This is a genomic window from Luteimonas suaedae, from assembly GCF_008312895.1.
Taxonomy (GTDB): Bacteria; Pseudomonadota; Gammaproteobacteria; order Xanthomonadales; family Xanthomonadaceae; genus Luteimonas; species Luteimonas suaedae.
In genome coordinates, this window is record NZ_VSSP01000002.1 from 144,155 (window position 1) to 171,152 (window position 26,998).

The following is a 26,998-nucleotide window of genomic DNA, read 5'->3' on the forward strand; positions in this document are numbered from 1 at the left end:
GGTGAAGCGGCGCGGCGCGATCGCGCTGCTCGTGCTCGCGGCGCTGCTGCTGGCGGCGCTGTTGCTGCTGCGCTGGCTGATGCGTGCGGACGTCCTGGGACCGATGGTGCTCGACCGCGCCGGCAGCGCGCTGGGGCTGGAGATTACCGCGGATGCATTCGACTACCGCCTGCGCGGCACGCCGCAGCTGGTGGCGCGTGGCGTGGTCGCGCGCGAACCCGGCGCCGCCGGGCCCGTGCTGCGCGCCGACCGCGTGCTGGTGTCGGTGCCGTGGTCGACGCTGCGCGCACGGGGCGCCGACCTCACGATCGAGCGGATCGAGCTGGATGCGCCGGTCGTCGAACTGGCGGCATTCCAGCACTGGTGGTCGGCGCGTCCACCGGGCGAAGGCCCACCGCCCACGCTTCGGGGCGGACTGCATGTCGTCGACGGACGCGTGTCGGGAGACGCCTGGCGGGTGGACGATATCGCTCTCGACCTGCCGGAATTCGCCGCCGATCGTGCGCTGCGGGTGCACGCCCGCGGCCGCTATGTCGCCGGCACGCTGCAGGCGCCGTTCGACCTGCACGCGAGCATGACCCGGCCGTCGGCGGATGCCGGCGTCGGCATCACCGGCGAAATCTCGCCGCAGGGCGACGACTGGCGACTGCCGTCGTCCATCGTCCTGTCGACGCATCTGCAGGGCCCGCCCCCGGGGCCACCAGGAGCCATGGATGACGCCGGGCTGCGACTGCGGCAGCTGCGGCTGTCGTCGCGCGCACGCTATCTGTCCGGCACCGGTGTGCAGCCGTTCGTGTTCGGCTTCGCTGCCGAAGGCGTGCTCGCCGACGGCGGGCTGCGGTTACTGCCCGCCGCGCTGACCCTGCGTGGCCAGGAACTGATCCCGCGCCTGCGCGCGCGCGGCGCGATCGATTTCGCCGACGAGCTGCAACTCGCGCTGCAGGGCGAACTGGCGGACTGGCCCGAGGCCTGGCCGGCACTGCCGCCGCCGCTCGGTGCATCGCAGGCGCCGTTGCCGTTCGAACTCGAGTACCGCGGCACGCTCGCGCTGACCGACCCGATTGCGCTGCGGCTCGAGCGCGACGGCGCCGGCTTCGACGGACGCCTGCGCGTGCCCGAACTCGCCGCTTGGATCGATGCCGGCGCCGACGGCTCGCCGCTGCCGCCGTTGCGTGGCCGTATCGAAGCGCCGCGGATCGACATCTCCGGCGCCACCCTGCACGGCGTCGAGATCGAACTGGAAGACGATGTCGTGACCGAAGGCGTCATCCCATGACCACGCAGCAGGGTCAGGACATTGCCGCCCGGCTGCTGGCGTGGTTCGAGGTCAACGGTCGTCACGACCTGCCGTGGCAGCACCCGCGCACGCCGTACCGCGTGTGGCTGTCGGAGATCATGCTGCAGCAGACCCAGGTGCGGGTGGTGACCCCCTACTTCGAACGCTTCGTCGCCGCGCTTCCGGACGTGCCCTCGCTGGCCGCGGCGGCACTGGACGAGGTGCTGGCGCTGTGGTCCGGTCTGGGCTACTACGCCCGCGCACGCAACCTGCACACGGCGGCGCGCCTCTGCGTCGACCGGCACGGCGGCGACCTGCCGCGCGACTTCGACGCCCTGCTCGCCCTGCCCGGCATCGGCCGCAGCACCGCCGGCGCCATCCTGTCGCAGGCCTGGGGCGATCGTTTCCCGATCCTCGACGGCAACGTCAAGCGCGTGCTGTGCCGCTGGCATGGCGTCGAGGGCTGGCCCGGCACGCCGAAGGTCGAGAAGCGCCTCTGGCAACTGGCCGAGGCGCAACTGCCCGACGCGCGGCTCGCGGACTACACCCAGGCACAGATGGATTTCGGCGCCACGCTGTGTACCCGCCACGATCCGTCCTGCCTGCTGTGCCCGCTGCGCGAGGGTTGCGCAGCGCTGCAGTCGGGGCGCGTGCCCGAATTGCCGACTCCGAAGCCCGGCAAGCCGCTGCCCGAGCGCGAGGCCATCGTGCTGCTGCTGCAGGACGGCGACGGCCGCGTACTGCTGCAGCGACGCCCCCCGGTCGGCATCTGGGCCGCGCTGTGGTCATTGCCCGAGGCCGCGGACCACGATGCGGCACGCAACTGGTTCCGCTCGCACGTCGACGACGACTACGACAACGGCCGGGCGCTGGCCTCCATCGCCCACGGCTTCACCCATTACCGGCTGCAGCTGCATCCGCGGCACTGGCGCCAGGTCGCGCCGCGGATGGCGGTGCGCGATAACGCGGACCTGCGCTGGGTCGCCCCCGCCGAACTCGGCACGCTCGGCATTCCGTCGCCGATCCGCAGGCTGCTCGAGCGCGGAATCGACCCGGCCGGCAACAAGCCGCCCCCGCCTTAGGCCGTAGCGACATTCACCACGCCCCCTGTAGGAGGGGCTTCAGCCCCGACCCGCCGACGATCGCGGGGAGGAAGCAGAAGGCGCACGGCGCCGATCGGGAGCCGAGTACCGTGGATCTTTTCCGCGCGCCGCTCGTTTCCGGGTCGGGGCTGAAGCCCCTCCTACAGAGGGCGCGCCGTGCCCACACGCGTGCCGCACGGCACGACGTCAGTCCTGCTCCGGCGACCGCTGCCGCTCCTCCACGTTCGCCTCGCGCAGTTCCTGCTCCGCCACCTTGACCGCCTTGACGTCGACCGGACGGATTTCCTGGATGCGGCACGGGATGCGCCCGGTGTCGGAGCCACCGCCCCGCACGATCACGTCGTCGAAGCGTGCCGAGACCCGTCCCGAGAAGTTGGTGAGGCTGATCGCGGGAGCGAAGTCCAGGTCCTGGCACCGTCCCGCCAGCTCCAGGAGATAGGCTTCGTTCGGACGCGTCCACACCACCAGAGCGCGATCGCCCAGTGGCGTCCAGCCATTGAGGTTGCCGAAGAACCGGAAGTCGCGCACCGGTTCGCCGGCGTTGGCGCGGTACGTCTCCACGCGCTGGCTGTCGGTCAGCCGGTCTGTGCTGGCGCAGGCGCCCAGAGCGAGGATCGATCCAAGAAGCAACGACATGCGTTTCATGCTCACTCTCCTAGTGGGGTCGAATGGACATCTACATCGTGCACCCGCAATCGCCCCGCCGGTACGGGTGGCGAACGCAGCCCGATCCCTCGACACCATCCCGCCGGCCACGCCCGCGACCCCATTATGCCGCCCGTTGCGTGCAGGGCCGGTTTGCCGGCGATGGCCGGCCACGGTGCCGGTATCGCCCGGTGACCGGCGGGGTTGCGCTGACCCGGGAGAAAGGCAGCGAAGCGGGCTCCGCCCTACAATGAAGGCCAGTCACCTTTCCGGGATCGATCCGATGCGCACCGTGTTCTGCCAGTACGAGCAACGCGAGACCGAAGGCCTGGATTTCGTGCCCTGGCCCGGCGAACTCGGCAAGCGTATCTATGCCGGCATCGGCAAGGCCGCCTGGAGTGCATGGCTGGCGCACCAGACCATGCTGATCAACGAAAACCGGCTCTCGCCGCTCGACCCCAAGCACCGCGCGTTCCTCGAGCAGGAAATGGAAAAATTCCTGTTCGAGGGCGGCACCGACAAACCGGCCGGCTACGTGCCGGAACCGGGCGAATCGTCCAACGGCTCGTCTTCCGACTGATTCGCCGGCATCGCGTCGGTATCGCGCAGCTGGCGCTCGGCCTCGCGGATGGCGTTCACGTCCAGCGGACGGATCTCGCGGATGTGGCACGGGACCTCGATCGAGCTGCGGTTCAGCGCCATCACCTTGTCGAAGCGCGCGTACACCTGGTTCATGTTGCTGGTCAGCGAGATCGCCGGGCTGTACGGCAGGTCCGGACACGGCCCGGACAGCTCCAGCAGGTAGGCCTCGCGCGGCTTGGTCCAGACCGCCACGGCGCTGTCGCCCAGCGGCGTCCAGCCGTTGATCCGGCCGAAGAACCGGAAATGAGGCACCGGCTCGCCGGCGTTGGCGCGGTACAGCTCGAGCTTCTCGTTGTCGCTCATGCCGGTGCTGGCGCAACCGCCGAGCACGAACATCGCGAATACGATGGAAAGGATCCGCTTCATCGTCGACTCCCTGCCCGTCGGGCATCATGAGTATCGTGATGATGCCGCCCGGGCGAATCCCCGGCGCGCCGATGCCGCACGGCATTCAGCCCCCAGCCGGCTTGCCGGCCGCGCTCCGGCCTCGTATCATGCCGCCCTCGCACACGGCCCGTCCGCGTCGCGTCACCCGGCCGGGTAGCTCAGTTGGTAGAGCAGGGGATTGAAAATCCCCGTGTCGGCGGTTCGATTCCGTCCCCGGCCACCACGAATTACCGAAAGGCCTGCAGCGATGCAGGCCTTTCTTCGTTCTCTTCGTTCGCAAACGGCCCAGGCTTCGCCTGCTTCCGCTGCGTTTGTCTTCCCCCTTCGAAGAAGGGGGATCGAGGGGGATGTGCCGGACGGCGGCCATGAGGTGCGCGATGCACGCGCACCTCGAGCATCCCTAGAAGCAGGGCGCGTACGACCAGCTGAAGTCCTGGGTGCGAATGCCCCATGGCTGGGGAATCATCGAGTCCGGCGGGCAGTTCGCGATGACCTCGCCGCCTACCGCCTGACCATTCTGGTAATAGACATAGACCAGCATCCCGTTGGCAGGCGGCGCCGGCTTCGCCGAGGCGGCCAGGGCGAACAGCGTTCCCGCCGCCAGCGCCATGCCCAGGACCAGCGGTCTTCCGAGCGCCTGAAGCGATTTCACTTTCCTCATGCTTGCTCTCCTTGGTCTTTCCCGTTGAAAGGTTCCGTTGCACGGCGGACCGATCGTCGACATCCGCAGTGCACCCGCAATCTAGCAACCGCGCCGACCCGGAAAACGTGACGCGCGGACTGGAATCCACACCCGCATGATCGGCAACGCCTCCGGCGCGGACATCGACAAGTTCGAGGCGTTCGGCCTGACCACGGACGCGGCGCAGGAGGTCGGCGCACCGCTGGTCCGCGAGTGCCACGCCAGCTTCGAGTGCCGGCTGCACGACGACATGCTGGTCGTCGGCTGCTGAAGTACCTGTAGCGGGCGCGGCGCCAACGCAAACGCCCCGCTTTTTCGCGGGGCGCCGGCGTCCACTGACGGTGGAGAGACCTGTTCAGCCGCGGGTGCGCGTGGACGCGCGTTTCGCGCTCTTGCGCGGGGTTGCACGGCGCGTGGCCTTGCGCGCCGCCGGCTTGCGGGACGGCGGCGCGGCGATGCCGAGCTTTTCGAGCACCGGCGCCAGGCGCGCCTCGACCTCGGCGCCGAAGCCGGCGATCTTCGGCTCGACCTGCTCGCGCAGGGTGATCGCGCCGCCGCGAGCGATATCGAGGGCATCCACGGCATATCCAACGGCATGGCGCTGCAGCCGATCGGCCGTGGCGGCGGCGTTCGCGACGGCATTGCCGGCTTCGCGGCGGGCGACCGAGATCAGGCCCAGCGACGCCAGCCAGGCATGGCGCAGGTTCGGATCGGCGCTGAAGTTTGCGGTTTTCGATGCAGCCATAACGGGCTCCAATGGTCGGCGAGATGCCGGTTGCGATACCCCAGCCTGCCGCGCGCACGTCGAGCAAACACACTAGCCGCCACCCATTATCCGTAGGAGCGCGCCATGCGCGCGATGCCGCGGTGCTTCGCCGCCCGCGGCATCGCGCGCATGGCGCGCATGGCGCGCTCCTACGGCGGCGGGGCTTGCCTCCCGCCGGCCACGGCGGGATGCTGCTGCCATCCTCATCGCACAAGGATCCGACGATGGCCAAGACCGCCTGGGCACCTTTCCCGCTCGACGCCAAGGGCTACGCCTACGCCGGCGACGCGCTGAAGAAGGCCTGGCCGAAACTGCACGCCGGCGACTGCGAGCCGTGGCCGGACGAGAAACGCGCCGCGGCGCTGTTGCAGGCCGCCGGCAAGGCGGCGCCCAAGGGCGTGGACGCGAAGGGATTGGCGGGATCGCTGCAGGAAGCCTGGCGGGCGTTCCATCGCGGCGACTTCCAGTCAGCGTTCGAAGCCGGCGAGCAGCTGGGCCCGATCGGCGCCTCGGTCGCGGTGAAGGCGCTGGGCGTCCACGCCACCCACCTGGTCGACAGTGACGCCGAGAAGCTCAAGCGCTTCGAGCAGGCCGCGAGGATCGCCGAGACGGCGGTCGAGGCATTGCCGGGCGAGGCCAACAGCCACTACCGCCGTGCCTTCGCGCTGGGCCGCTACAGCCAGGGCCTGAGCATCGCCAAGGCGCTCAAGCAGGGCATCGCCGGCAAGGTCCGCGACGCGCTCGACAACACCCTGGAGCTGGCGCCGAAGCATGCCGAGGCCCACACCGCCGTGGCGCTGTACCACGCCGAGATCATCGGCAAGGTCGGCGGCATGATCGGCGGCCTGACCTACGGCGCCAAGGCCTCCGAGGCCGAAGCCCACATCAAGCAGGCGCTCGCGCTCACCCCCGCCTCGCCGGTCGCCCATATCGAATACGGCAACCTGCTGATGCTACTGCACGGCGAGCGCAAGGAGGACGCCGCCGCCGCGGCCTACGAGAAGGCCGCCGCGATCGAACCGCTGGACGCGATGGAGGCCCTGGACGCCGCCTACGCCCGGGACCAGCTGGAGTAGGCACGGCCGTGGACCGGCGGCTTGTCCCCGCCCCGCCCCGCCCTTAAACTACGCGGCCTGCCGGCGCCCAGCGCGCCCGGCACCGGATCGGGCGGTTAGCTCAGCGGTAGAGCATTGCCTTCACACGGCAAGGGTCGCAGGTTCGATCCCTGCACCGCCCACCAACTCCGGCCCCTGCATCGCGGGGGCCTTTTTTTTGAACGGCTTCACCCCGAAGCCGTTCGAAATCCAAGCCTGCACTCGCGGCGGTCCCCTGCCCCGCCTTCAGCGCTCGAGGCCCACCTCGGCCAGCATTTCCTCGATGCGGACCTCGACGTGGGTGGCGTCCTCGGGGGTGACCGCGCCATCGACGACGGGATCCGCCTCGGCGGCGAATGCCGCCCAGAAATCCTCCTCGTTGGTGTAGTCGTCCACTAACGCCGGCAGCTTGCGTTGCAGTGCGTCCAGCCGTGCGTCGAGTTCCAATCGGTCCATCGCATACCTCCGGCCAGATATCGATGCCGATACGTTGTCCGCTGCGCCGTTGATCCGATGTGAAACCTCCATGCACGCGATCGAGGCGAAAGATGCCGGCTGCGGTATGCGGCGAGCCGCATGACGAAGATCGCCCGGTGTCGGACTTTTCCTACAGCCGATCGCGCCCTTGGCCGACTGTGCATCGCCGCGGCCGCGGCCATGCTGTCACCACGCCCCAGCAGCACGGCCATGCGTCGGCAACGGATGCCGCTCCGCAACGGAACACGGCCGCGACCCTGAGCAAGTCATCCAGCTGGGCTGGGGCATTCACTTCTGGAGACTGGGATGGAACGCATCCTGATCGGGGTCGAGCCGGACGAGCACGGCTGGCGCATCCAGCTCGCCGGCATCACGCTCGAGCGCAATCTCGAGCAGCCCACCGCGCTGGGCCGCGCCGACGACCTGGCCCGCGAACGCCACGCCTCCACCGGCCTCCCCACCGCAGTGCACATGCGCATGCTGTGCGGCGACAGGGTGATGCTGGGCATGCACGGCTGAGCAGTGCGTTGCCGGGCCAGCGGAGCGCTCGACTCCACGCACGCCAGTGGCGCGCGCGCCGCGCAGTTGATCCGGCCCATGGACGGCAGGGGCGCAATGCCTGCGCAGGAGGCTGGTCGCATCCCTGCGGTGCGCTCCTACACGGTGTGGGCCAGATCGATAGGGGGGACGATCCTAGCGGACCGGCACGTCGAACGCGATGTCCGGCGAGGGTTCCGGCTGGAACCCGTAGTGCCACCACTCGCGCTCGTAGTTGCGGAAGCCGTGCCGCTCTATGGCGGTGCGCAGGCGATGGCGATTGCGCCGTTGCGCCTCACTGGCCGCCGGGCTGTCGGTATGGGCGAGCGGATCGAAGAAATCGAACGCGGTGCCCATGTCCAGCGGCGTGCAGTCCTGTCCGGACGCATCGCAACGCAGCAGCGTCAGGTCGAGCGTGGCGCCGCGACTGTGGCCGGAGCGCTCGGCGATGTAGCCGTCATGGACGAGTTCGCCCTTGTCCAGGTTCGGATAGTGTTCCGCCTTGGTGCGCAAGTCGCTCGCGTCCTGCACCCAGTGCATGAAGTGCCGTACCGCGCGCACCGGCCGATAGCAGTCGTAGATCAGCAGGCGGAATCCCTGCGGACGCAGGTCCGCCTCCACCCGCTGCAGCGCTTCGGCCACCGGCCGCAGCAGGTAGCAGCGCGGCGCCTCGTAGCCGTCGATCGGCGCGCCGACGAAGTTGTCGCTGCCGGCATAGCGGATGTCCTGGCGGATGTCGGGCACCAGGCGGTCGATTGCGACCAGCCCCGCCTCCTCCACCGTGCGCGCCGGCGATACCGCCGGCCCGTCCGCGACGGACGCGCACGCCGTCGGCAGCAGGAGCGCGACCAGCACGATGCGCCAGCGGGATGGCAACGCCTTCATGGGCAGTCACCGACGCGGACGAAGGCGAGATCCTCGTAGTCGTAGCTGAAGTCCGCCTGCGGATCGACCTTGGACATGGTCAGTGTCGGCGGCGCATCCGCAGTGTCCGCATCGGCGAACGCCAGCCAGGCCTCGGCATCCACGCTCACCTCGTCCCAGTCCACCAGCCGGCGCTCGCCGACCCGCATCACCGTGCCGCTCAGCATCGGCGACCTGGCCGCGGCGAAGCGCACGACATCCCCGCGCCGGCACACCGACGCTTCGCCGAACCAGGGATCGCGGTACACGCCGAGCCATGGCGTCATGCTGTCGATGTCCGCGGCCTGCCGCGACGATGTGTCCGGCGCCGAGGTGCTGCCGTCTTTCCTGTCCGCCGCCGCTTCCGCGGCGATGGCGTCGGCGTAGTCGTCGACCGTGCGGCCGGTCGCCTCCGGCGCGGTGAAGCGCTTCGACAGCGCCTGCACCAGCGCGCTGCGCGCGTCCGAGCCGCCGCCGTTCATCAGCACGACGAAGCCCACCCCGAGTTCGGGCAACAGAGTGACCGCCGAATACATGCCCGACAGCGTGCCGGTATGTGAGACCTTGAGCCTGCCGTCGGCATCGTTGAGCCGCCAGCCGTATCCGTAGGCATGAAAGTGCGCGCCGTCCCATTCGCGCAGGCGCCGCCCGAGGGGCATCGGCGTGTGCGCGGTCCACAATGCCTCGCGCTGCTCTTCCGACAGCCACGGCGCTCCGTCGATCAGTCCGGACCGCTCCGGCTGTAGCCACATCGTGATCCAGCGCAGCATGTCGTCAAGGCTGCAGCGGATCCCGCCCGCCGCCGCCATCGGCACCGCCGCCACGGTGTCGCCGTCCTCACGCACCGGCACGTTGCGGCCGTCGATGCGGAGGTGCGGTTGCGCGATATTGCCCACTTCGTCGCGCCGCCACTCTCCGACCCGGCAGCGCTCGAGGCCCAGGGGCTCGAATAGCTCGCTGCGCAGCAGTGCCTCGTAGGACTCGGCGCCGGCCGCCGCCGCGGCGACCTCGCCGGCGACGATGTACAGCGTGTTGTCGTAGGCGTAGCGCGAACGGAAGCTGTAGATGGGCTTCAGGTGCGCCATGCCCGCGATCACGTCCTCGCGGGTGAACAGGTTCGGCTCCGGCCACAGCATCAGGTCACCGGCGCCCGCACCCAGTCCGCTGTTGTGGATCAGCAGGTCGCGCACCTGGATCTCGCGGGTGACCCACGGATCATGCATGCGGAAGTCCGGCAGGTGCTTGATCACCGGATCGTCCCAGGCGAGCTTTCCCTGGTCCACCAGCCGCGCCAGCAGCGCGGTGGTCATCGCCTTGCTGTTGGAGGCGATCTTGAACAGCGTCGCCGGCGTGACCGGCTCGCCGCCGCCCACGCGCAGTTCCCCCACGGTCCGCACGTAGGTGACTTTTCCACCCTCGACCATCCCGACCGCCAGGCCCGGCAGTTCGAAGCGCGCGACGGCGGCATCGACCTCGGCGTCGATCGCCGCTTGGCGCGTCTCGCCGCCCGACGGCTCGCGGGCGATCGCCCCCTGCATCGCCTGCGCCAGAAGCAGCGCCGCCATGCACAGGCGGCCGACAGCCGCGCCCCGCTGCACTTTCCCGCGAGGCGCATCGCGCGGCCCCTGGCCTGGCGCACCCGGGCGCCGCATCGTCCTGTCCAATTCGTCGCCCGTCAGAAGAACTTGTACTCGAGCTGCAGGGTATAGGCACGCCCCCTCGGGTCGGCGATGCGCGGCTCCCAGCCCGCGCCTGCGGCGAAGTCGTTCTGGTGCGCAGTGAACGGCGGATCCTCGTCGAGCAGGTTCCTGATGCCGAAGATCACCTTCAGCGGATCGAAGCCGGTATAGCCGACGCTGTAGTTGTAGGTGGTGTAGCTGGACACCCTGGGATCCCATTGCGACGGGATGTAGGTGTCGTTCCTGACGCTGACGGGAGGCTCGTCGTCGTAGCCATGGCGATAGATCTGGGTGAGGCTGTGGGTCCAGTCGCCACGGAAGTAGCTGAAGTTCAGCGTGTGCTTCCACTTGATCGGCAGGTTGTAGTAGCGCACGTAGTCGCCGACCAGGTTGTCGGTGTAGGGCAATGCCTCGACACCCTTGGTCCGGAACGAGTCGATGTAGCTGCCGTTGAGGTTCACGCTCCAGCGCCCGCCGGCCAGCTCGCCCATGAAGTTGGCATCCAGCTCCACGCCCCGCATCTGGCTGCCACCCGAATTGATGTAGCGGCGGTCGATGGCGACCACCTCGCCGGCATCATTGCGGATCCAGTTCTCTTGGAACAGGTCGTAGTGCTCGACCAGGATCTCGCGCCGCGCCGGCTGGATCGTGTTGGTGCGCTCGATGTCCCACCAGTCCAGCGTCATGTTGAACCAGTCGACCGGCGCGATCACCACGCCGAAGCTCTTCTGCTTGGACTCCTCCGGCTGCAGGTCCGCCTTGCCGCCGAACAGTTCGTCCGGCTGGATCGACTCGCACCCGGGCACCTCGGGGTTGGGCACGCCGCCCGGACAGGTGGCCGGATCGGCCAGATCGAAGCCGGTGTACGGCAGCTCGCTGACGCCGTTGAACAGCTGGTTGAACGACGGCACCTTGAAGCCGGTGCTGTAGGCGCCGCGGAACGCGAGCGCCTCGATCGGCTGGTACTTGAACGACACCTTCGGGTTGGTGGTGCTGCCGAAGCCGTCGTAGCGGTCGTAGCGGCCGGCCAGGGTGACCTCCAGGCTGTCGAAGACCGGCAGGTAGACCTCGGCGAACACCGCCTTGATGTCGCGACTGACGTCCTCGAGGATGTTGGCGTCGTCGAACGGCGCGTTGAAGACCGGCCGCCCGTTGCTACGTTCGTCGCCGTTGAACTTGAACTCCTCGCGGCGCAGGTCGATGCCCGCGGCCGCATAGATCGATCCGCCGGGCAGCGACAGCCCCACGTCGCCGGAGAAGACGGCGTCGATCTGGGTCACGACCGACTCGCCACCGTACAGCACCACGCCCGTCGCCGAGCCGGCCTCGAGCGCCGCCATCGCCTCCGCCGACTGCTCCTGCCCCGGCAACAGGAACGGGTTGAGCAGGCCGCTGCCGAGAGCCTCCTGCAGGGCATCGGTGTAGTGGTAGCCGCGGCCCAGCGTCGACTTCGATTCGCTGGAGGCGCGCGACAGGCCGACCGCGTAATCCCAACTCCCGACCAGGCCCTCGAACCCCGCCAGCAACCGGTAGGCCTTGGTGTTGGTCGAGATCTGGCGCGGACCGCAGGCCATGCAGCGCCAGCGATAGGCGATGCGGTCGCCGTAGCTGAGCTGGTCGGCGCCGAAGTAGTCCGCCAGCGCGTCGAAGACCATGTCGTAGGATTCGCCGGTGCTCGGATACCAGGTGTCCGGGTTGAAGGCGGCAGTCGCCAACGTGCTCGACGAGATCTGGTTCTGCTCGAAGGTCTTCTCGACGTCCACGTCGGAGCCGACGAACTCGACGAAGGCCTCGTGGCGGTCCGACATCTTGAAGGTCGCCCGGCCGATGAAGTCGACGCTCTCCTGGGGCTGTTGGATGACCGCGGCGGCGGGATAGTCCCAGGCGCAGGCGTAGCGCGAGGAGGGGACGTTCCACAGGCGGTGGTCGTACGGCCCCATCAGGTCGCCGCCGCTCTCGCAGCCGGCCGCGCCGGGCAGGTTCAGGATGTTGACGGCCGCCTGCAGCGATCCGTCCTCGGGATCGATCACGCCTCCGCCCATCATCGACCCGTCGTGGTTGAACACCGTCGCGAACGGCGGACCGCGGGTGTCGGGAGACAGGCCGCGCTCGGGCTGGAAGCTGTTGGAGAAATCGCGGTCGGTGCCGCGCAGGATCTCGTTCTTCTTGAAGCTCACGGTGCCGAAGACGTTCCAGCGGTCCGTGTCCAGGTCGCCGCCGCCCACCAGCAGGTTGGCACGATGGATGTTGCCGCCACCGGCTTCCGTCACGTCGACGAACGCGGAAGCTTCCGCGCCCGTGTAATCGCGCCGGGTGATGAAGTTGATCACGCCGCCGATGGCGTCGGTGCCGTAGACGGCCGATGCGCCGTCGCGCAGCACCTCGACCCGGTCGATGGCCGCGAAGGGAATGGAGTTCAGGTCGACCGCCCGCCCCTTGAGCCCGTGCGTGGCGACGCGGCGGCCGTTGAGCAGCACCAGGGTCGCGTCGGCGCCCTGCCCGCGCAGGTTGGCGCCGGACACGCCGTTGTTGCCGCGCTGCTCCTCGTGAACGATGCCGGCGTTGCTCGACAGGTTGTCGGATCCGTTGCCGGCGATGTTCATGTACATCAGCAGCTGTTCCGCCGAGGTAATGCCCTGCGCCTCGATATCCGCCTTCTGGAACACCGTGATCGGCAGCTGGCTCTCGACGTCAGTGCGCTTGATGTGCGATCCGGTCACCCTCACGGTGTCCAGCGTCCGGGGCGCGCTCCGCTCGTCGGGTTCCGGCGGATCGGACGGACTCTCCTGCCCGAGGGCGATCCCCGGACTCAACAGCCCGACCAGGATGGCTGCGGCGAGACGGCTCGGCTTCGAATGCGGATATGCGATAGGCATGCAGGATTTCCCGGGTAAGTGGAGCGCTGCGAAACGCTGGCGATGCCGCCCGCTGCATGCGTGTGGCAAAGCCATTCGAGACGTCGACCGCGGAAGCGACCTCGTGCCCTGGAACGCCAGCCCGTCCAGCGATCTCCCGACCGCGATGGACCCTCCATGCCAAACGCGACAACACCCAGGATTACGCGCTCACCCTCTTCACCGGGACCCGCGCCGGTTCTTTCACCGGTGCGGGTTGCATGTGGCTGCTCCCCGGCCGCCATCCCATTTCATTGCTGTGTAACACGCCCCCTGTAGGGGGTCAATAATCTATTCCCCCTGCCGTTTCCGCGGGAAACATCGATTCCAGTCCCACCGAAAAGAAAGGCGGCCCCATACGCGGGCCGCCAACGGAGGTACTTCGGAAAGCGAGAGCGACAGCCAACTGGCCATGCCTCGGCGCCTGCAGGAAGCGCTACTGCCACAGACGACAGCGGCGCGCCGAAACGGACTGTCGCCACGTTATGTAGGGTCAGAAATTCCAGGTCACCACCAGCTGCGCATAGCGCGGCGACTGCCAGCGGGTGCCGGTGCCGTGCAGTCCGCGCGTCACGCCCGGGGCGGCTTCGTAGCGCTGGCGCACGTTGATCACCTCCTGGTCGTTGAGCAGGTTGAAGACCGAGAACCGGGCCTTGATGTCGGTGCCCTCGACCGGCAGCGCCCAAGTCACGTTGGCGCCCAGGTTGTAGGTCCACGGCATGCGGCCACCCGCGCCGCGACCGGCGTACTCGTAGACCCGGTCGGCGACGGGGCCGGAGCAATTCTGCACGCAGTGCCAGAACGTACCGCCGCCCAGTCCCTCGCTCACGAAGTTGGCCGCCGGGAAGCTGTCGTTGGGCCAGGTCACGCCAAACTGGTTGATCGGCGCACCAGACATGGCCGTGAGCATTGCACCGAACGACCACTGGTCGTTGAGCGCATAACTGCCCCGCAGCTTGATCTGGTGGCGACGGTCGTTGAACAACGGACCGTAATCCTGGTTGTTGGCCGGGTGGTCCCAGTGCTGGACCATGCCGGTGTCGCCATAGTTGGTGTCGGAATTGACCGGCCCTTCGTGGTTGCCGTCGGACTTCGACCAGATGTAGGAGGCATTGAACGCCCACTTGCCGTCCCAGGCGCGATCGAGCTGCAGTTCGACCGACTTGTAGGTGCGCTTGGGCTCGGAATAGCCGACCACCTGGCCACTCTCGCTCATGATGTATCCGTCCTGCGAGGTGTCGATCGTGATCCAGCCCTCGGTGTCGCAGCCGATGTTGGCGTCGCCCCAGATGGTCAGCGGCTTGCCGGGGTTGGCGATCGGCCAGATGTTGCCGCCGATCGGGCCGCAGGGCGTATGATTGATCCGCACGTCGTCGAGCGCGTTCTTCATGCGGCGATAGGTGGCGTTGACGCCCCACGACCATGCCTGGGTGAGCACGGCCTGGTAGCCCAGGATCGCTTCGTCCTGATAGACCGCATCGAGATCACTGTCGACGCTCTGCCGAAGGTCGTTTACGACCACGTTGCCGCTGGTGTCAACCGGCCCGATCTGCGCGCCGATGATCGGCTCCATGTACGTTCCACCGCCGACCGGGTTTGTCACCTCGCGCCATCCGTCAAGCTCGTAGAACGTCCGCTCGTCGGTGAGCCCACCGGCGAAGGTGTAGTTGATGTTGTTGGTGACCGGCAGATAGTAACGGCCCAGGTTGCCGAACAGCTTGGCGCCACCGTCGCCCCTCATATCCCAGGAGAAGCCGAGGCGCGGCGACACAAGATTGTCCATCTTGATAAAGCTGCCGCCGGCAGCAGTCTTGTTGTCGAAGCTGTCCACCCGCACGCCAACGTTGAGCAGGAAGTTGGGTGTCACACTCCAATTGTCCTCGAGGTAATAGGCGCTAGCGGTGGTCTCGAACACGCCACCGTCCACGCGCCTGCGTGCCATCAGGACTTCGTTCACCCCAGGTGGAACCACCGCGCCATTGCCCAGTTGGGAGCCTGGCGTCAGGCCGAAGGCGGTGTAGCGCATGCCGGTGGGACCGGGATAGAAGCTGATCCGATCCGTCGTCATTACCTCGTGGTCGATACCGAATCGCAACTGGTGATCGCCCAGGGTCCACTCGAGATCCAGACGCCCCACTTCGCGCTCGTCCTCGTGCGACACGATGGTCGACGTGTTCGGGTGGCAGCCCAGGGCCGGCTCACCCATCGCTACGTAAATGTTTCTATAGGTGGAATCGACGAGCACCTGCTCGCAAGGGCCGTCGGCCGGCGAGGAAGTGAAGGACTGGCTGCGATTGATGCCGTACATCGCCTTGGCGATGAAGTTCTGCCCGAAGTACCCGGTGTAGGTCAGCGATCCGCTCTTGCCACCGCTCTCCTCCGCGCTGATGCCGCTCTGCTCGCCGATTTCGTCGCTGTCCCAGTCGTAGAGATAGGTATTTCTTGTGGTTTCGGCTTCATCCGAGAACGCGAGAAATTCCAGCAGATGATCATCTGTGATGCGCCAATCCATCTTCGCGCCCCAGAAGCCATCGTCCGCTTTCCCCCTATTCCATCGATCGCTACCGGAACTGGTGTAGAAGTGCGAACTGCTGTCTCGAGCCTCGTACATGGCAAACAGAAACAGCCGGTCGCGAATGATCGGACCCGAGGCCCAGATGTTGGCCTTGGCGAAGCTGCTGCGGTCGCGGCTGGCGCGATACTCGGCCGCAGTCGGTTGGCCGTCCGAATTCACGCCTTCGAACGAATGGTCGTCCGCCGTCGCCTTCCATGCCTCCGGCTCGAACGTGAGTTCAATGCCACCCTTGAGCTCGTTGTCACCCGAGCGCGTCACTGCGTTGATCACGCCACCGGTGCTACGACCGAACTCGACGGAATAGCCGCCGGTCTTGACCTGGAACTCCTGGAAGAACGCGAACGGAGCGGTGGAAAAACTCTGCCGGCGGTAGAAATCGGTAACGTTCAGGCCGTTGATGAAGACCGAGTTTTCGGCCACCGACGAGCCGCCGAAAGAGATGCCGCCGAAAGACGAGTTGCCGCTGACGACCCCCGGCGCGATCAGCGCGACCGAGCTCAGGCTTTGGGCCACCGGCAGCCGCGCCCACTCCTCGCGGGTGATGTTGGTGGCCGACTCAGTGGAACGCACGTCGACGCGGTTGATGACCCGCGATCCAATGACCTGCACCGCGCCGAGGTTGGTGACGCCGCCCTCGCTGCCCAGGTTGACCGTGGTGGTGCCCCCTAGCGCCACGTTGACCGACACAGCCTCTCCGACAGGCTGGCCGTCGCGGAGCGTCTGCAACGTGTAATTCCCGATGGGAAGTTGGCCGAGGCGGTAGCTGCCATCCGCGCCGACCGTGACCCTGCGGCTCAGGCCGGTTCCGACGTTGGTGACCGAGATCTGGTCTCCGGCGGTGGCGCGACCGGCCACCGCACCAGTCACGTTCTGCGCCAGCACCGCCGGCGTCGTTGCGGACAAACACGCCCCGAGGGCGAGACAGAGTGCGGCGCGGCGGAACTTGGTGTGGCTGGCCTTCATTAGCGGTTCTCCCCAGAACAGGTGCGTGATGGTTGGCTTGGCGATGGTCAGGTGTGCTCGGCGGGCGGCAGGATCTGCCACTCGAAGTCGTAATCCCATTGGTCGAAATACAGGTTGCCGCCGTCCCACTCGGCCTCGCCGCGCTGCGAGTCCACGGTTTCCGAGCGGAAATGGCGCTTGGGCGGGACGAAAGGCTGCGACCAGTCGTCGTTGTAGGCGATGCGGTAGGCGTCCAGGCCACCGAGATAGAACCAGCGCAGCGCCGGGTCCTCGGACTCGAGTTGGCCGGTGGTGACGTCCATCGGCACCCAGCCATACGGGGCCAGGTACAGCCAGCCCCAGTCGTGCATGTTGTCGTAGCCGACGTCGTTGTCGGAAAAGGTCCAGCCCGACTGCCAGCGCGCCGGAATGCCGTTCATGCGCAGCAGCGTGATCAACAGCAGGGTGACCTGGCCGCAGTCGGCATGGTCGGCGTGCAGGGCGTGGTCGCCGATGTTGCTGAGCGTCGAGTATTCGCGCGCGCCGCCCCAGGGGATCTCGTCGACCGCGGCGAACAGCTTCTGCGCGATGCGGTAGGGGTTGGTCTCGTCGCCGACCACCTTGCGCGAGTAGGCGCGCATCGCGTCGGTGAACACGACGTGCGGCGCGCGCTCGGTCACGTACGGCGCCAGCGCCTCGTCGATCTCGGCGGGCACCACCCGCTCCGGATCGATGTCGAAATGGCGGGCGTGGATGGTCAGCTCGTAGGTGACCGCGAAGCGCGTCGGCTGCCCGGCCACGGCCGGCTGCTCCAGGGACACGGTGCGTTGCGGCGCCGATTCCGGCGCAATGCGTGGGGCGCCGGGTTCGCTGTCGACCAGGCGGATGTCCTCCTGCTGGCCGGGGATCGCCCGCGGATACGGGATCCACGCGCGCACGGTCTCGCCGGCCGGCACCGCGTCAGCATCGACGGTCAGCGACTGGGTGATGCGCACGCGCTGCGGTGCCACGCTGATCGCGCCGCTGTCCTTCGCCGCGGCCAGCACTTCCTCGTGGTGCGGGTGCAGCGCCTCGTACGGGCCCTGGCTGAAGGGACGCACCGGCGGCGCGCGGCGCGCGGCGGCTTCGGGCACGAGGCGGAACAGGTTGAAGACGGCGCGGTTGAAGTAGCGCTTCTCGCCGTCGATCTCGATGCGTTCGATCAGTCCTGCGCTGTCCCAGGCGGCGAATTCGGCGTCGCTGACGTCCGGCGCCTGCTTGCGCACGGCGGCCTTGGCGGCGGCTTCGTCGAGCGCGAAGTCGAGACGGATGCGGCGCATGCGCTCGCGCTGGAACTCGAGCGCAGCACGAAGGTCTTCATCGTTGTCCGCCGTCTCCAGCATGCCGGCGATGCGCGCCTCGGCGTCGCGGAAACGGCCGGCATCGATCATCGCGACGATGTCCGCGGGCGCCGGCGGCGGCAATCCGCCGGCCGCGACCGGCCCCCAAGCGAGCAGTGCGAGCAGGCCGGCCGCGCAAAACCCGACGAGCCTTCGCGTTGCCGCGCCGGTCCGTTCTATCGTCCTGCCTGGGTTCGTGGCACGCCGCACGTCCGCCCCCGCTGGTGTGGCCCCTGTCACGGCTATGTAACATCGTCGTGGAGGGCAGTCAATAATTTATTCTTCGGAAGTTGATTTTGAGAAAAATGTATTCCATAACTGTCGCCGGTCCGCACCGCGGCGCTGCGCAAGGGGAAGCCATGAAGCCCTCGAACCTGTTCATTTTGTTGCTGGCGCTGGCCCTGGTGGGCGTTACGGCGCCGGTTCTGGCGCGCCAAGCCGAGATCCCCGCCCATGGCGTGATCGCCGTCGACGCCCGTCATCTCGATCCGGCGCATTGGATCGAGCGCCTGGGCACGGCCGCCGACCGTCCCTATCTCGATGCGGCCGCGATCGCCCGGCAGAACGCCGACCTGGTGGCGCGGGACGACTCGGTGCTCGATATCGCCGCCCTGCCCGCCGAGCTCGACGGTGCCGAGGTCCGGGAATGGATCCGTGCGCTGTCGTCGCCACCCGAGGGCGAGCGCTTCGATGCGACCGGCGCGGTGCTGCCGGCGACGTTCTTCGATGCCCTCGACCGCAACCTCGCGCTCGACGCCGTTCCGGCATCGCAGGCGACGCGCTACGGCCTGGTGGTGCACCGCGCCGACCTGCGCACCTTCCCCGACGCCACCCGCATCTTCAGCCGCCCGGGCGATACCGACATCGACCGCTTCCAGGAAAGCGCGCTGTTTCCAGGCACGCCCGTGGTCATCGCGCATGAGAGCGGCGATGGCCGCTGGCTGTTCGTCGTCAGTGACCGCTACTCGGCCTGGATCGATCGCGATGCGGTCGCGATCGGCGAGCGCGACACGGTGCTCGACTACGCGCGCAAGTCACCGTCATTGATCGTCACCGGCGCCACCGCGCGCACCGTCTACAACCCGGAACAGCCGCCGGTCTCGGAACTGCAGCTCGACATGGGCGTGCGCGTACCGCTGCTGGCGGACTGGCCCGCGGATCGCGCGGTGCACGGCCAGCATCCGTACTTCGGCCACGTGATCGAGCTGCCGCTGCGGCAGGACGACGGCACGCTGGCGCTGGTGCCTGCGCTGCTGCCGCGCACCGCGGACGTGTCGCCGCAGCCATTGCCGCTCACGCCGGCCAACATCATCGGCCAGGCGTTCAAGTTCCTCGGCGAGCGCTACGGCTGGGGGCATTCGTACAACGCCCGCGATTGCAGCGGTTTCGTCTCCGAGATCTACCGCAGCATGGGCGTGCAGGTGCCGCGCAACACGCGCGACCAGAGCGTGAGCCCGGCGCTGGACAAGACGCTGTTCGAGCAATCCGACAGCCACGCCGACCGCATGGCGGAGGTGGCGAAGCTCGAGGTCGGCGACCTGGTCTACATCCCCGGCCACGTGATGATGGTGATCGGACGCGAGAACGGCACCACCTACGTCATCCACGACACCACCGGCATCAGCTACCTGGGCGCCGGCGGCAACCTGGTGCGGATGCCGCTCAACGGCGTGGTGGTGACCGCGCTGGAACCGCTGATGTCCAGCCAGGACCGGCCTACCATCGACAGCATCACCAGCATCGTCCGCATCCGCTGACCGACGCCTCCCGGGGAACACGAGCCGAATGAAAATTACCCAGATCCGCCTGGACAAGCTCCGGGTTCCGCTGAAGACCCCGTTCAAGACCGCGCTGCGCACCGTCGACGCGGTGGAGGACATCATCGTCAGCGTGCATACCGACAGCGGCCACATCGGCTACGGCGAGGCCGCGGCCACCGCGGTGATCACCGGCGATACCCACGGCTCGATCATCGAGGCGATCGACAAGCTGATCGCGCCGCGCTTGGTCGGCAGGGAGATCGCCGACCTCAACCGCATCCTGCAGCTGATCCACGGCGCCGCCGAGCGCAACACCAGCGCCAAGGCCGCGGTCGAGATCGCCGTGTACGACCTGTGGGGCCAGCTCTACGACGCCCCGCTCTACCGCATGCTCGGCGGCGGCGATCCGGTCATCACCACCGACATCACCATCAGCATGGACTACATCGACAAGATGGTGGCCGATTCGCTGGCGGCGGTCGATCGCGGTTTCGAGTCGCTGAAGATCAAGGTCGGCCGGGAGATCGGTGTCGACCTGGAGCGGATCAAGGCGATCTACACCGCGGTCGAGGGCCGCGCCCTGCTGCGCCTGGACGCGAACCAGGGCTGGAACGCGAAGCAGGCGGTCTACGCGATCCGTACGCTGGAGGACGCCGGCGTGCAGCTGGAGCTGGTCGAGCAGCCGGTCAAGGCGCGCGACCTGGCGGGGCTGAAGTACGTCACCGAGCGCGTGCACACGCCGATCATGGCCGACGAGAGCGTGTTCGGCCCGGCCGAGGTGATCGACCTGCTGCGCATGCACGCGGCCGACATCATCAACATCAAGCTGATGAAGACCGGGGGGATCTCCAACGCCATCCGCATCGCCGACATCGCCGCGCTGTACGGCGTAGAGTGCATGATCGGCTGCATGATCGAATCCAGCATCAGCGTCGCCGCGGCGGTGCACGTGGCGGTGGCCAAGGCCGACACGATCCGCAAGATCGACCTCGACGGACCTTCGCTGTGCGACTTCAATCCGGTCGAGGGTGGCGTGATCTTCAACGAGTCCGAGATCTCGATCGGCGACGCCCCGGGCCTGGGCATCCGCGCCATCCGCGGACTCGAACCGCTGGCCGCGTGACCGGGAGACGGGCCGATGTCGGCACTGCTCAAGATCCGTTCGCAACGTGACCAGATGTCCGCGATCGAGCGGCGCATCGGCGATTTCATCCTCGACAACGCCCACCTGCTGCGCGACTACTCCTCGCAACAGCTGGCCAACGCGCTCGAGATCAGCCAGTCGAGCGTGGTCAAGTTCAGCCAGAAGCTGGGCTACAAGGGCTATCCGGACCTCAAGTACGCGATCGGCGAGGACATCGCGCGCGGCGACGGCGGCAACCACGATCCGGCGCACGAGTCGGACGGCAGCGGCGACCGCCATACCGCCCTCGCCGAGGCGCTGTGGCAGGCGAAGGCCAATGCCGAGCAGGAGACCCGGCTGCTCAACCCGCCGGATAGCCTGGACGCGATCGCCGAGACGATCCGCAGCGCGCGCACGGTGTTCGTGATCGGGCTCGGCCAGGACAGCATTGCGGCGCGCGGGTTCACCCTGCGGCTGTCGCAGGTGGGGATTCTCGCGGTCTACCACTTCGATCCGGCGCTGATGCCGACCAGCCTGGCCAACGCCAACCACGAGGACGTGCTGATGGTGTTCTCCGAGCACGGCAAGCGCGCGGCGCTGTGCGAGCTCAGCCGCCTGTTCCGCCACCGCGTCGGCAAGGTGATCAGCATCACCCGCCACAGCGCCAACCCGCTGCGCGCCCAGGCCGACATGGCGCTGCTGGTCTCGGCGCACGACGAGCGCTCGCACATCGAGCAGTTGCTGTACCACTCGGCGCTGCAGCACTTGCTGGACATGGTCTTCGTGCTGCTGTGCGAACATGTCGGGGAACGGCTGCAACTGCTGGACCGCAACGCCGCGCGCATGCGCCAGTTGCTGGAAACCTGATCGACCACGCCGGATTTCCTTCGGCGCATAGGGGGAAGCGACATGACCGATACAACCCGGTTCGTCCGCGTAGGAGCGCGCCATGCGCGCGATGCCGCGGGCATTTCGCCGCCCGCAAATTCCGGTGACCGGCGCGCCTGCCGGTCTGGAATCTCGGCATCCACCGGATCCTGTCGACACCCGCGGCATCGCGCGCATGGCGCGCTCCTACGGGCGGCCGCGGCCGCATGCACCATGGCAAGCTCCCTCTTCACTCCTGACCGATGCCGCCGATGACCGACGCCACCGCCAAAAAGCCCTTCCACCTGTCCACGCCGGCGCGGGTGCTGATCGCGCTGATCGCCGGCGCCGCCATCGGCCTCACGCTGGCGGCATGGGATCCCGGCATCGCACAGCGCGTCGCCGACATGGTGCAGCCGGTCGGCCGCCTGTGGCTCAACGCACTGCAGATGACGGTGGTACCGCTGGTGGCGGCGCTGGTGGTGGTCGGCATCAATACCGCCAGCGACGCCGCGGCGTCCGGGCGCACCGCGCGTGTGGCGATGGCGGTGTTCGTGATCCTGCTGGCGGTCTGCGGCGCCTTCGCCGCCGTCGCCTCGCCGGCGTTCCTGGCGCTGATGCCGCGCGACGAATCCGTGGTGGTCGCGTTCCGCGCCGCGATCCAGGCGCCCGAGGCGCTGCCCGAGGCGGCCGGCTTCGGCGACTGGCTGGTAGGCGTGATCCCCAGCAACGCCATCGCCGCCGCTGCAGCCAGCGCGATGCTGCCGCTGGTGGTGTTCGCGATGTTCTTCGGTTTCGCCCTCACCCGGCTGGAGCCTGAGCGCCGCACGCGCATGCTGGAGCTGGTGCAGGCGATCGGCGACGCGATGATCGTGATCGTGCGCTGGGTGCTGTGGGCGGCGCCGCTGGGCGTGTTCGCGCTGGTGCTGGCGGTGTGTGCCCGGGTCGGGCTGCACATGCTCAGTGCGCTGGGGTACTACATCGTCCTGCAGTGCGCGCTGTACATCGCGATCACGCTGCTGATGTACCTGGTGGCGGTGCTGTTCGCCGGCGAGCGGATCCGGCGCTTCGCCGCGGCGCTGATCCCGGTGCAGGCGATCGCTGCGAGCACGCAGTCCTCGCTGGCCTCGCTGCCGGTGATGATCGACAGCGCGCGCACCCGGCTCGGCTATCCGCTGTCGGTGACCTCGCTGGTGCTGCCGATGGCGGTGTCGCTGTTCCGCATCGCCAGCCCGGTGCAGTACCTGAGCGTGGTGGTGTTCATCGCCTGGATGTACGGCGTCGACCTGAGCGCCGGGCAGCTGGCGGCGGCGGTGGCGTTGAGCATCGTCATCAGCATGGGCTCGGTGGGCCTGCCCGGGCAGGTCAGTTTCATGACCACCAACATGCCGGTCACGCAGGCGATGGGACTGCCGGTGGAACCGCTCGGCGTGCTGCTGGCGATGGACACGATCCCCGACGTGTTTGCGACCGTCGCCAACACCAGCGCCGACGTGACCGCCACCGGCGTGGTGGCCAAGCGCACCGGCGCCACGGACGAGCCTGGCCCAGCCGGAGCCGACCCGGAAGCGCCATGAGCGAAAGCGTGCTCTACCACAATCCGCGCTGCTCCAAGTCACGCAGCGCGCTGGCGCTGCTGCAGGCACGCGGCGTCGAGCCGCGTATCGTGCCCTATCTCGAGCAGCCGCCGGATGCCGCCGCGCTGCAGGCACTGCTGCGCCAACTCGACCTACGCCCACGCGCGCTGTTGCGCACCGGCGAAGCCGAATACGTCGAGCTGGGCCTGGCCGACCCTGCCCTCGACGAGGACGCGATCATCGCCGCGATGGCGGCGCATCCGCGCCTGATCGAGCGTCCGATCTTCGTCCACGGCGACCGCGCCGTGATCGGACGTCCGCCGGAACGCGTGCTGGAACTGCTCGGCTGAGCCCGGAGCGCCTGCGGGTGCGCGATTCGCGCCTGACCCGATGGCGCGAATCGGCTTTCCGTAGGAGCGCGCCATGCGCGCGATGCCGACATCGTCGGCCCCGTCGGTGCGGCTTCAGCAGCCGCAGCCTGTCCGAAGCCGCGATCGCGTCGGCGTGCGGCGCCGGCATCGCGCGCATCGCGCGCTCCTACAAGGATTTGCTGTCGCGGAGGCGGCGGATCCGCTCCGGCGGCTCGAAGGAGTCGCTGCGGGCGTCATGCCAGAAGGCCCGGAACACCGCGTGCTCCGGCGTGCCGTGGATCAGCTCCCCCGGCTCCAGGAAGCGATACAGCGCCGCCAGCGAGCGCACCTCGATCGCCGACACCCGGCGCAGGATGTGTTCGGGCCCCAGCTGCTGCGGATGGACCAGCCCCGCGGCGCCGATCAGATCGGCCAGCGCCTTGAGCGTGTTGTCGTGGAAGCGGCGCACGCGCAGGGCCTTGTCGGGCACGTCGAGCGCCTTCCAGCGCGCCGGATCCTGCGTCGCCACGCCGGTCGGGCAGCGGTCGTTGTGGCAGCTCTGCGCCTGGATGCAGCCCACCGCGAACATGAAGCCGCGCCCGGCATTGCACCAGTCGGCGCCCATCGCCATGGTGCGGGCGATGTCGAACGCGCTGATGATGCGACCGGCGGCGCCGAGCCGGATCCGCTCGCGCAGGCCCAGGCCGACCAGGGTGTTGTGCACCAGCATCAGCGCCTCGTGCATCGGCAGGCCGACGTGGTCGATGAACTCGGCAGGCGCCGCGCCGGTACCGCCTTCGGCGCCGTCGACCACGATGAAGTCCGGCAGCAACCCGCTCTCGTACATCGCCTTGGCGATGCCGAACCACTCCCACGGGTGCCCGATTGCCAGCTTGAAGCCGACCGGCTTGCCGCCCGACAGTTCGCGCAGCCGCTGCAGGAAATCCAGCAGGCCCTGCGGCGTCGAGAAGGCCGAATGCCGCGACGGCGATACGCAATCCAGCCCCACCGGCACGCCGCGCGCGGCGGCGATTTCGGCCGTGACCTTGGCACCCGGCAACAGCCCGCCCTTGCCGGGCTTGGCGCCCTGCGAGAGCTTGAGCTCGATCATCTTCACCTGCGGATCGATCGCGTTGGCGACGAAGCGCTCCTCGCTGAAGCGGCCCTCCGCGTCGCGGCAGCCGAAATAGGCCGAGCCGATCTCCCACACCAGGTCGCCGCCATGCTCGCGGTGGTAGCGCGAAATCGAGCCCTCGCCGGTATCGTGGTGGAACCCGCCGGCCTTGGCGCCGGCGTTGAGCGCAAGGATCGCATTGGGGGAGAGCGAGCCGAAGCTCATCGCCGAGATGTTGAACACGCTCGCCGAATACGGCTGCGCGCTCTCGCTGCCGACGACGATGCGAAAATCGTGCGATGCGATCTCCACCGGCGCGATGGAGTGGTTGAGCCATTCGTAGTCGACCGCGTACACGCCCTGCTGGCTGCCGAACGGGCGTACATCGCTGACCGACTTGGCGCGCTGGTACACCAGCGCGCGCTGCTGGCGCGAAAACGGCACCTCGGCGGTGTCGCCCTCGATGAAGTACTGCCGCATCTCCGGGCCGATCGACTCGAGCCCGTAGCGGAAATGCGCCAGCAGCGGATAGTTGCGCCGCAGGGTGCTGCGCCGCTGCAACAGGTCCCAGGTACCGAGCGCGGCCAGCACGGCGAATACGGCGGCGGCCCAGCCCCACCCCGGCCAGCGCATCGCCAGCAGCAGCGACAGGGCGAGCAGCGCGAGGCTGACGCCGTAGGCGAGATAGCGGCTCATGGCGAATCGGGTGCTGGATGGCTCATGGGTTGGAGTCTAGCGATTGTCGCGATCACATTCGCACCCGCGCCCGCCGGCATGGTGTTTTGCTCGTCCTGGCGACGCGCTTTTCAACTCCCACAAAGATTCACCGGCGCACTAGAGCCGATCCGTCACTACGCCACGCGGCCAGGCCGCCTTGATGTCGTAGATCACCGCGCCCGGCTTGCCCAGTGCGCGGATCGCATCGGCGGACATGTCGCGGAACTCGGCATGTGCCACCGCCAGCACCACCGCGTCGTAGGTGCCGGTCTCCGGCGCCGCCAGCGGTCGCAGGCCGCACGTGCGCTGCGCCTCGTCCGGGTCGGCCCAGGGGTCGTACACCTCGACCTGCGCACCGGCGGTCTGCAATCCCTCCACCACGTCCAGCACGCGGCTGTTGCGCAGGTCCGGGCAGTTTTCCTTGAACGTGAGCCCCAGCACCAGCACGCGCGCGCCGGCCACCGGTACGCCGCGTTCGCCGAGCAGTCCGGCCACGCGCAGCGCCACGTGCGCACCGACCCGATTGTTGATCGCCCGCGCGGCGAGGATCAGTTCCGGGTGGTAGCCGACCGACTCCGACTTGTGGGTGAGGTAATAAGGATCGACGCCGATGCAATGGCCGCCGACCAGGCCGGGACGGAACGGCAGGAAGTTCCACTTGGTGCCCGCCGCCTCGAGTACGTCGAGGGTATCGATGCCGAGCCGGTCGAACATCATCGCCAGCTCGTTGATCAGGCCGATGTTGACGTCGCGCTGGATGTTCTCGACCACCTTGGCGGCCTCGGCCACGCGGATCGACGGTGCGCGGTGGGTGCCGGCGGCGATGATGCCGGCGTACAGCGCGTCGACCGCCTCCGCCGTCTCCGGCGTGGAGCCGGAGGTGACCTTGGGAATGTCGGCCAGCCGCCGGTTGCGGTCGCCGGGATTGATGCGCTCGGGACTGTAGCCACAGAAGAAATCGACGTTGAACTTCAATCCGGAGCCGCGCTCCAGGATCGGCACGCAGATTTCCTCGGTGGTGCCTGGATAGACGGTCGACTCGAAGATCACCAGGTCGCCGCGCGACACCAGCCCGGCCAGCAGTTCGCTCGCCTGCTGCAGCGGCCGCAGGTCTGGGCGCTGCAGCGCGTCGATCGGCGTCGGCACGGTGACGATATGGACGTTGCGGTCGCGCAGGTCCTCCGGATCGGCGCTGTAGCGCAACCGCGTCGGTGCCGCCAGCTCCGCGGCGTCGAGCTCACGGGTGCGGTCGTGGCCGCCGCGCAGCTCGACCACACGCCCGGCATCGATGTCGAAACCGATCGTGTCGTGCCTGCCGCCGAACGCGACCGCCAGCGGCAGGCCGACATAACCCAGGCCGATGATGCCGATTCTCACATTGTCAGGATCGAGCATGCTGGCCTCGGGTTCGTACCGCTTCGTACCGCGTGCGTCGTGCCGCGCGGTCGGAACGATCGGCAGCCGGAGCCGGGCATTCGACAACCTCCGATGGCCGAAGTCAAACCCGGT

General features: G+C 68.3%; 23 protein-coding genes and 2 tRNA genes. 13 read left to right on the forward strand and 12 right to left on the reverse strand.

Annotation, left to right across the window (positions count from 1 at the left end):
* Position 1 precedes the first annotated feature (1 nt).
* Both FXO19_RS04780 and mutY read left to right on the forward strand, forming a co-directional pair.
* Positions 2 to 1,276: an AsmA family protein gene (locus FXO19_RS04780; RefSeq protein ID WP_149193950.1), complete on the forward strand. Its 1,275-nt coding sequence runs from the start codon at positions 2 to 4 to the stop codon at positions 1,274 to 1,276.
* Positions 1,273 to 2,358, forward strand: coding sequence for an A/G-specific adenine glycosylase (mutY, locus tag FXO19_RS04785; RefSeq protein ID WP_149193951.1), 1,086 nt, complete (start codon positions 1,273 to 1,275; stop codon positions 2,356 to 2,358). The genes FXO19_RS04780 and mutY overlap by 4 nt, the downstream gene beginning before the upstream one ends.
* Before the next feature lie 207 nt (positions 2,359 to 2,565).
* Here mutY and FXO19_RS04790 read toward each other — a convergent pair whose 3' ends face one another.
* Positions 2,566 to 3,024, reverse strand: a complete 459-nt coding sequence (locus FXO19_RS04790) for a DUF6491 family protein (protein ID WP_149193952.1) — start codon at positions 3,022 to 3,024, stop codon at positions 2,566 to 2,568.
* Positions 3,025 to 3,307: 283 nt separating this feature from the next.
* On the opposite strand from FXO19_RS04790, the gene FXO19_RS04795 reads away from it, so the two are divergent.
* Complete coding sequence (locus FXO19_RS04795) at positions 3,308 to 3,604, forward strand: oxidative damage protection protein (protein WP_149193953.1); 297 nt, start codon at positions 3,308 to 3,310, stop codon at positions 3,602 to 3,604.
* On the opposite strand, the gene FXO19_RS04800 is transcribed toward FXO19_RS04795, so the two are convergent.
* Complete coding sequence (locus tag FXO19_RS04800; RefSeq protein WP_223115428.1) at positions 3,556 to 4,032, reverse strand: DUF6491 family protein; 477 nt, start codon at positions 4,030 to 4,032, stop codon at positions 3,556 to 3,558. The two genes, FXO19_RS04795 and FXO19_RS04800, sit on opposite strands and share 49 nt — an antisense overlap.
* Before the next feature lie 168 nt (positions 4,033 to 4,200).
* Here FXO19_RS04800 and FXO19_RS04805 point away from each other — a divergent pair.
* Positions 4,201 to 4,276: transfer RNA gene (locus FXO19_RS04805), tRNA-Phe, on the forward strand.
* 177 nt (positions 4,277 to 4,453) lie between these two features.
* Here the strand turns inward: FXO19_RS04805 and FXO19_RS04810 are convergent.
* Complete coding sequence (locus FXO19_RS04810) at positions 4,454 to 4,714, reverse strand: hypothetical protein (protein WP_149193954.1); 261 nt, start codon at positions 4,712 to 4,714, stop codon at positions 4,454 to 4,456.
* Positions 4,715 to 4,850: 136 nt separating this feature from the next.
* On the opposite strand from FXO19_RS04810, the gene FXO19_RS04815 reads away from it, so the two are divergent.
* A complete protein-coding gene (locus FXO19_RS04815; protein ID WP_149193955.1) occupies positions 4,851 to 5,006 on the forward strand; it encodes a flavin reductase in 156 nt (51 codons plus the stop codon).
* A gap of 84 nt (positions 5,007 to 5,090) precedes the next feature.
* On the opposite strand, the gene FXO19_RS04820 is transcribed toward FXO19_RS04815, so the two are convergent.
* Positions 5,091 to 5,480: a hypothetical protein gene (locus FXO19_RS04820; protein WP_149193956.1), complete on the reverse strand. Its 390-nt coding sequence runs from the start codon at positions 5,478 to 5,480 to the stop codon at positions 5,091 to 5,093.
* 245 nt (positions 5,481 to 5,725) lie between these two features.
* Between FXO19_RS04820 and FXO19_RS04825 the strand changes: the two genes are divergently transcribed.
* Together FXO19_RS04825 and FXO19_RS04830 are read left to right on the forward strand one after the other, a co-directional pair.
* Positions 5,726 to 6,577, forward strand: coding sequence for a tetratricopeptide repeat protein (locus tag FXO19_RS04825; RefSeq protein WP_149193957.1), 852 nt, complete (start codon positions 5,726 to 5,728; stop codon positions 6,575 to 6,577).
* An 89-nt stretch (positions 6,578 to 6,666) separates the two neighbouring features.
* Positions 6,667 to 6,741: transfer RNA gene (locus tag FXO19_RS04830), tRNA-Val, on the forward strand.
* A 100-nt stretch (positions 6,742 to 6,841) separates the two neighbouring features.
* Here the strand turns inward: FXO19_RS04830 and FXO19_RS04835 are convergent.
* Entirely contained in the window at positions 6,842 to 7,051 is a 210-nt protein-coding gene (locus tag FXO19_RS04835; protein WP_149193958.1) for a hypothetical protein, read from the reverse strand.
* Between the two features lie 327 nt (positions 7,052 to 7,378).
* Here FXO19_RS04835 and FXO19_RS04840 point away from each other — a divergent pair, with 327 nt between their 5' ends.
* Complete coding sequence (locus FXO19_RS04840; RefSeq protein WP_149193959.1) at positions 7,379 to 7,591, forward strand: hypothetical protein; 213 nt, start codon at positions 7,379 to 7,381, stop codon at positions 7,589 to 7,591.
* A 174-nt stretch (positions 7,592 to 7,765) separates the two neighbouring features.
* Here the strand turns inward: FXO19_RS04840 and FXO19_RS04845 are convergent, their stop codons facing one another.
* From FXO19_RS04845 to FXO19_RS04865, 5 genes are all read right to left on the reverse strand, one after another.
* Positions 7,766 to 8,485: a M15 family metallopeptidase gene (locus tag FXO19_RS04845; RefSeq protein WP_425481450.1), complete on the reverse strand. Its 720-nt coding sequence runs from the start codon at positions 8,483 to 8,485 to the stop codon at positions 7,766 to 7,768.
* A gap of 5 nt (positions 8,486 to 8,490) precedes the next feature.
* Complete coding sequence (locus FXO19_RS04850) at positions 8,491 to 10,077, reverse strand: serine hydrolase domain-containing protein (RefSeq protein ID WP_255516297.1); 1,587 nt, start codon at positions 10,075 to 10,077, stop codon at positions 8,491 to 8,493.
* Positions 10,078 to 10,187: 110 nt separating this feature from the next.
* Positions 10,188 to 13,067, reverse strand: coding sequence for a TonB-dependent receptor domain-containing protein (locus FXO19_RS04855; RefSeq protein WP_149193961.1), 2,880 nt, complete (start codon positions 13,065 to 13,067; stop codon positions 10,188 to 10,190).
* Between the two features lie 511 nt (positions 13,068 to 13,578).
* Positions 13,579 to 16,623, reverse strand: a complete 3,045-nt coding sequence (locus FXO19_RS04860) for a TonB-dependent receptor (protein ID WP_149193962.1) — start codon at positions 16,621 to 16,623, stop codon at positions 13,579 to 13,581.
* Positions 16,624 to 16,670: 47 nt separating this feature from the next.
* The gene (locus FXO19_RS04865; protein WP_149193963.1) at positions 16,671 to 18,032 is read right to left on the reverse strand and encodes a transglutaminase-like domain-containing protein; all 1,362 of its coding nucleotides are present in this window, start codon (positions 18,030 to 18,032) and stop codon (positions 16,671 to 16,673) included.
* Positions 18,033 to 18,340: 308 nt separating this feature from the next.
* On the opposite strand from FXO19_RS04865, the gene FXO19_RS04870 reads away from it, so the two are divergent.
* The 5 genes from FXO19_RS04870 to arsC all read left to right on the forward strand — a co-directional run bounded on the left by FXO19_RS04870 (position 18,341) and on the right by arsC (position 23,658).
* Positions 18,341 to 19,738, forward strand: coding sequence for a C40 family peptidase (locus tag FXO19_RS04870; protein WP_149193964.1), 1,398 nt, complete (start codon positions 18,341 to 18,343; stop codon positions 19,736 to 19,738).
* Between the two features lie 28 nt (positions 19,739 to 19,766).
* Positions 19,767 to 20,864 (forward strand): dipeptide epimerase, encoded by a 1,098-nt coding sequence (locus FXO19_RS04875; RefSeq protein WP_149193965.1) that lies wholly within the window; start codon positions 19,767 to 19,769, stop codon positions 20,862 to 20,864.
* A 15-nt stretch (positions 20,865 to 20,879) separates the two neighbouring features.
* Positions 20,880 to 21,731 (forward strand): MurR/RpiR family transcriptional regulator, encoded by an 852-nt coding sequence (locus FXO19_RS04880; RefSeq protein WP_149193966.1) that lies wholly within the window; start codon positions 20,880 to 20,882, stop codon positions 21,729 to 21,731.
* 305 nt (positions 21,732 to 22,036) lie between these two features.
* Entirely contained in the window at positions 22,037 to 23,308 is a 1,272-nt protein-coding gene (locus tag FXO19_RS04885) for a dicarboxylate/amino acid:cation symporter (protein WP_149194193.1), read from the forward strand.
* Complete coding sequence (gene arsC, locus FXO19_RS04890) at positions 23,305 to 23,658, forward strand: arsenate reductase (glutaredoxin) (RefSeq protein WP_149193967.1); 354 nt, start codon at positions 23,305 to 23,307, stop codon at positions 23,656 to 23,658. Before FXO19_RS04885 ends, arsC begins: the two co-directional genes overlap by 4 nt.
* A gap of 187 nt (positions 23,659 to 23,845) precedes the next feature.
* Here the strand turns inward: arsC and FXO19_RS04895 are convergent, their stop codons facing one another.
* Together FXO19_RS04895 and FXO19_RS04900 are read right to left on the reverse strand one after the other, a co-directional pair.
* Positions 23,846 to 25,468: an FMN-binding glutamate synthase family protein gene (locus FXO19_RS04895; protein ID WP_149193968.1), complete on the reverse strand. Its 1,623-nt coding sequence runs from the start codon at positions 25,466 to 25,468 to the stop codon at positions 23,846 to 23,848.
* Between the two features lie 138 nt (positions 25,469 to 25,606).
* Positions 25,607 to 26,884, reverse strand: a complete 1,278-nt coding sequence (locus FXO19_RS04900) for a nucleotide sugar dehydrogenase (RefSeq protein ID WP_149193969.1) — start codon at positions 26,882 to 26,884, stop codon at positions 25,607 to 25,609.
* Between the last annotated feature and the right edge of the window lie 114 nt (positions 26,885 to 26,998).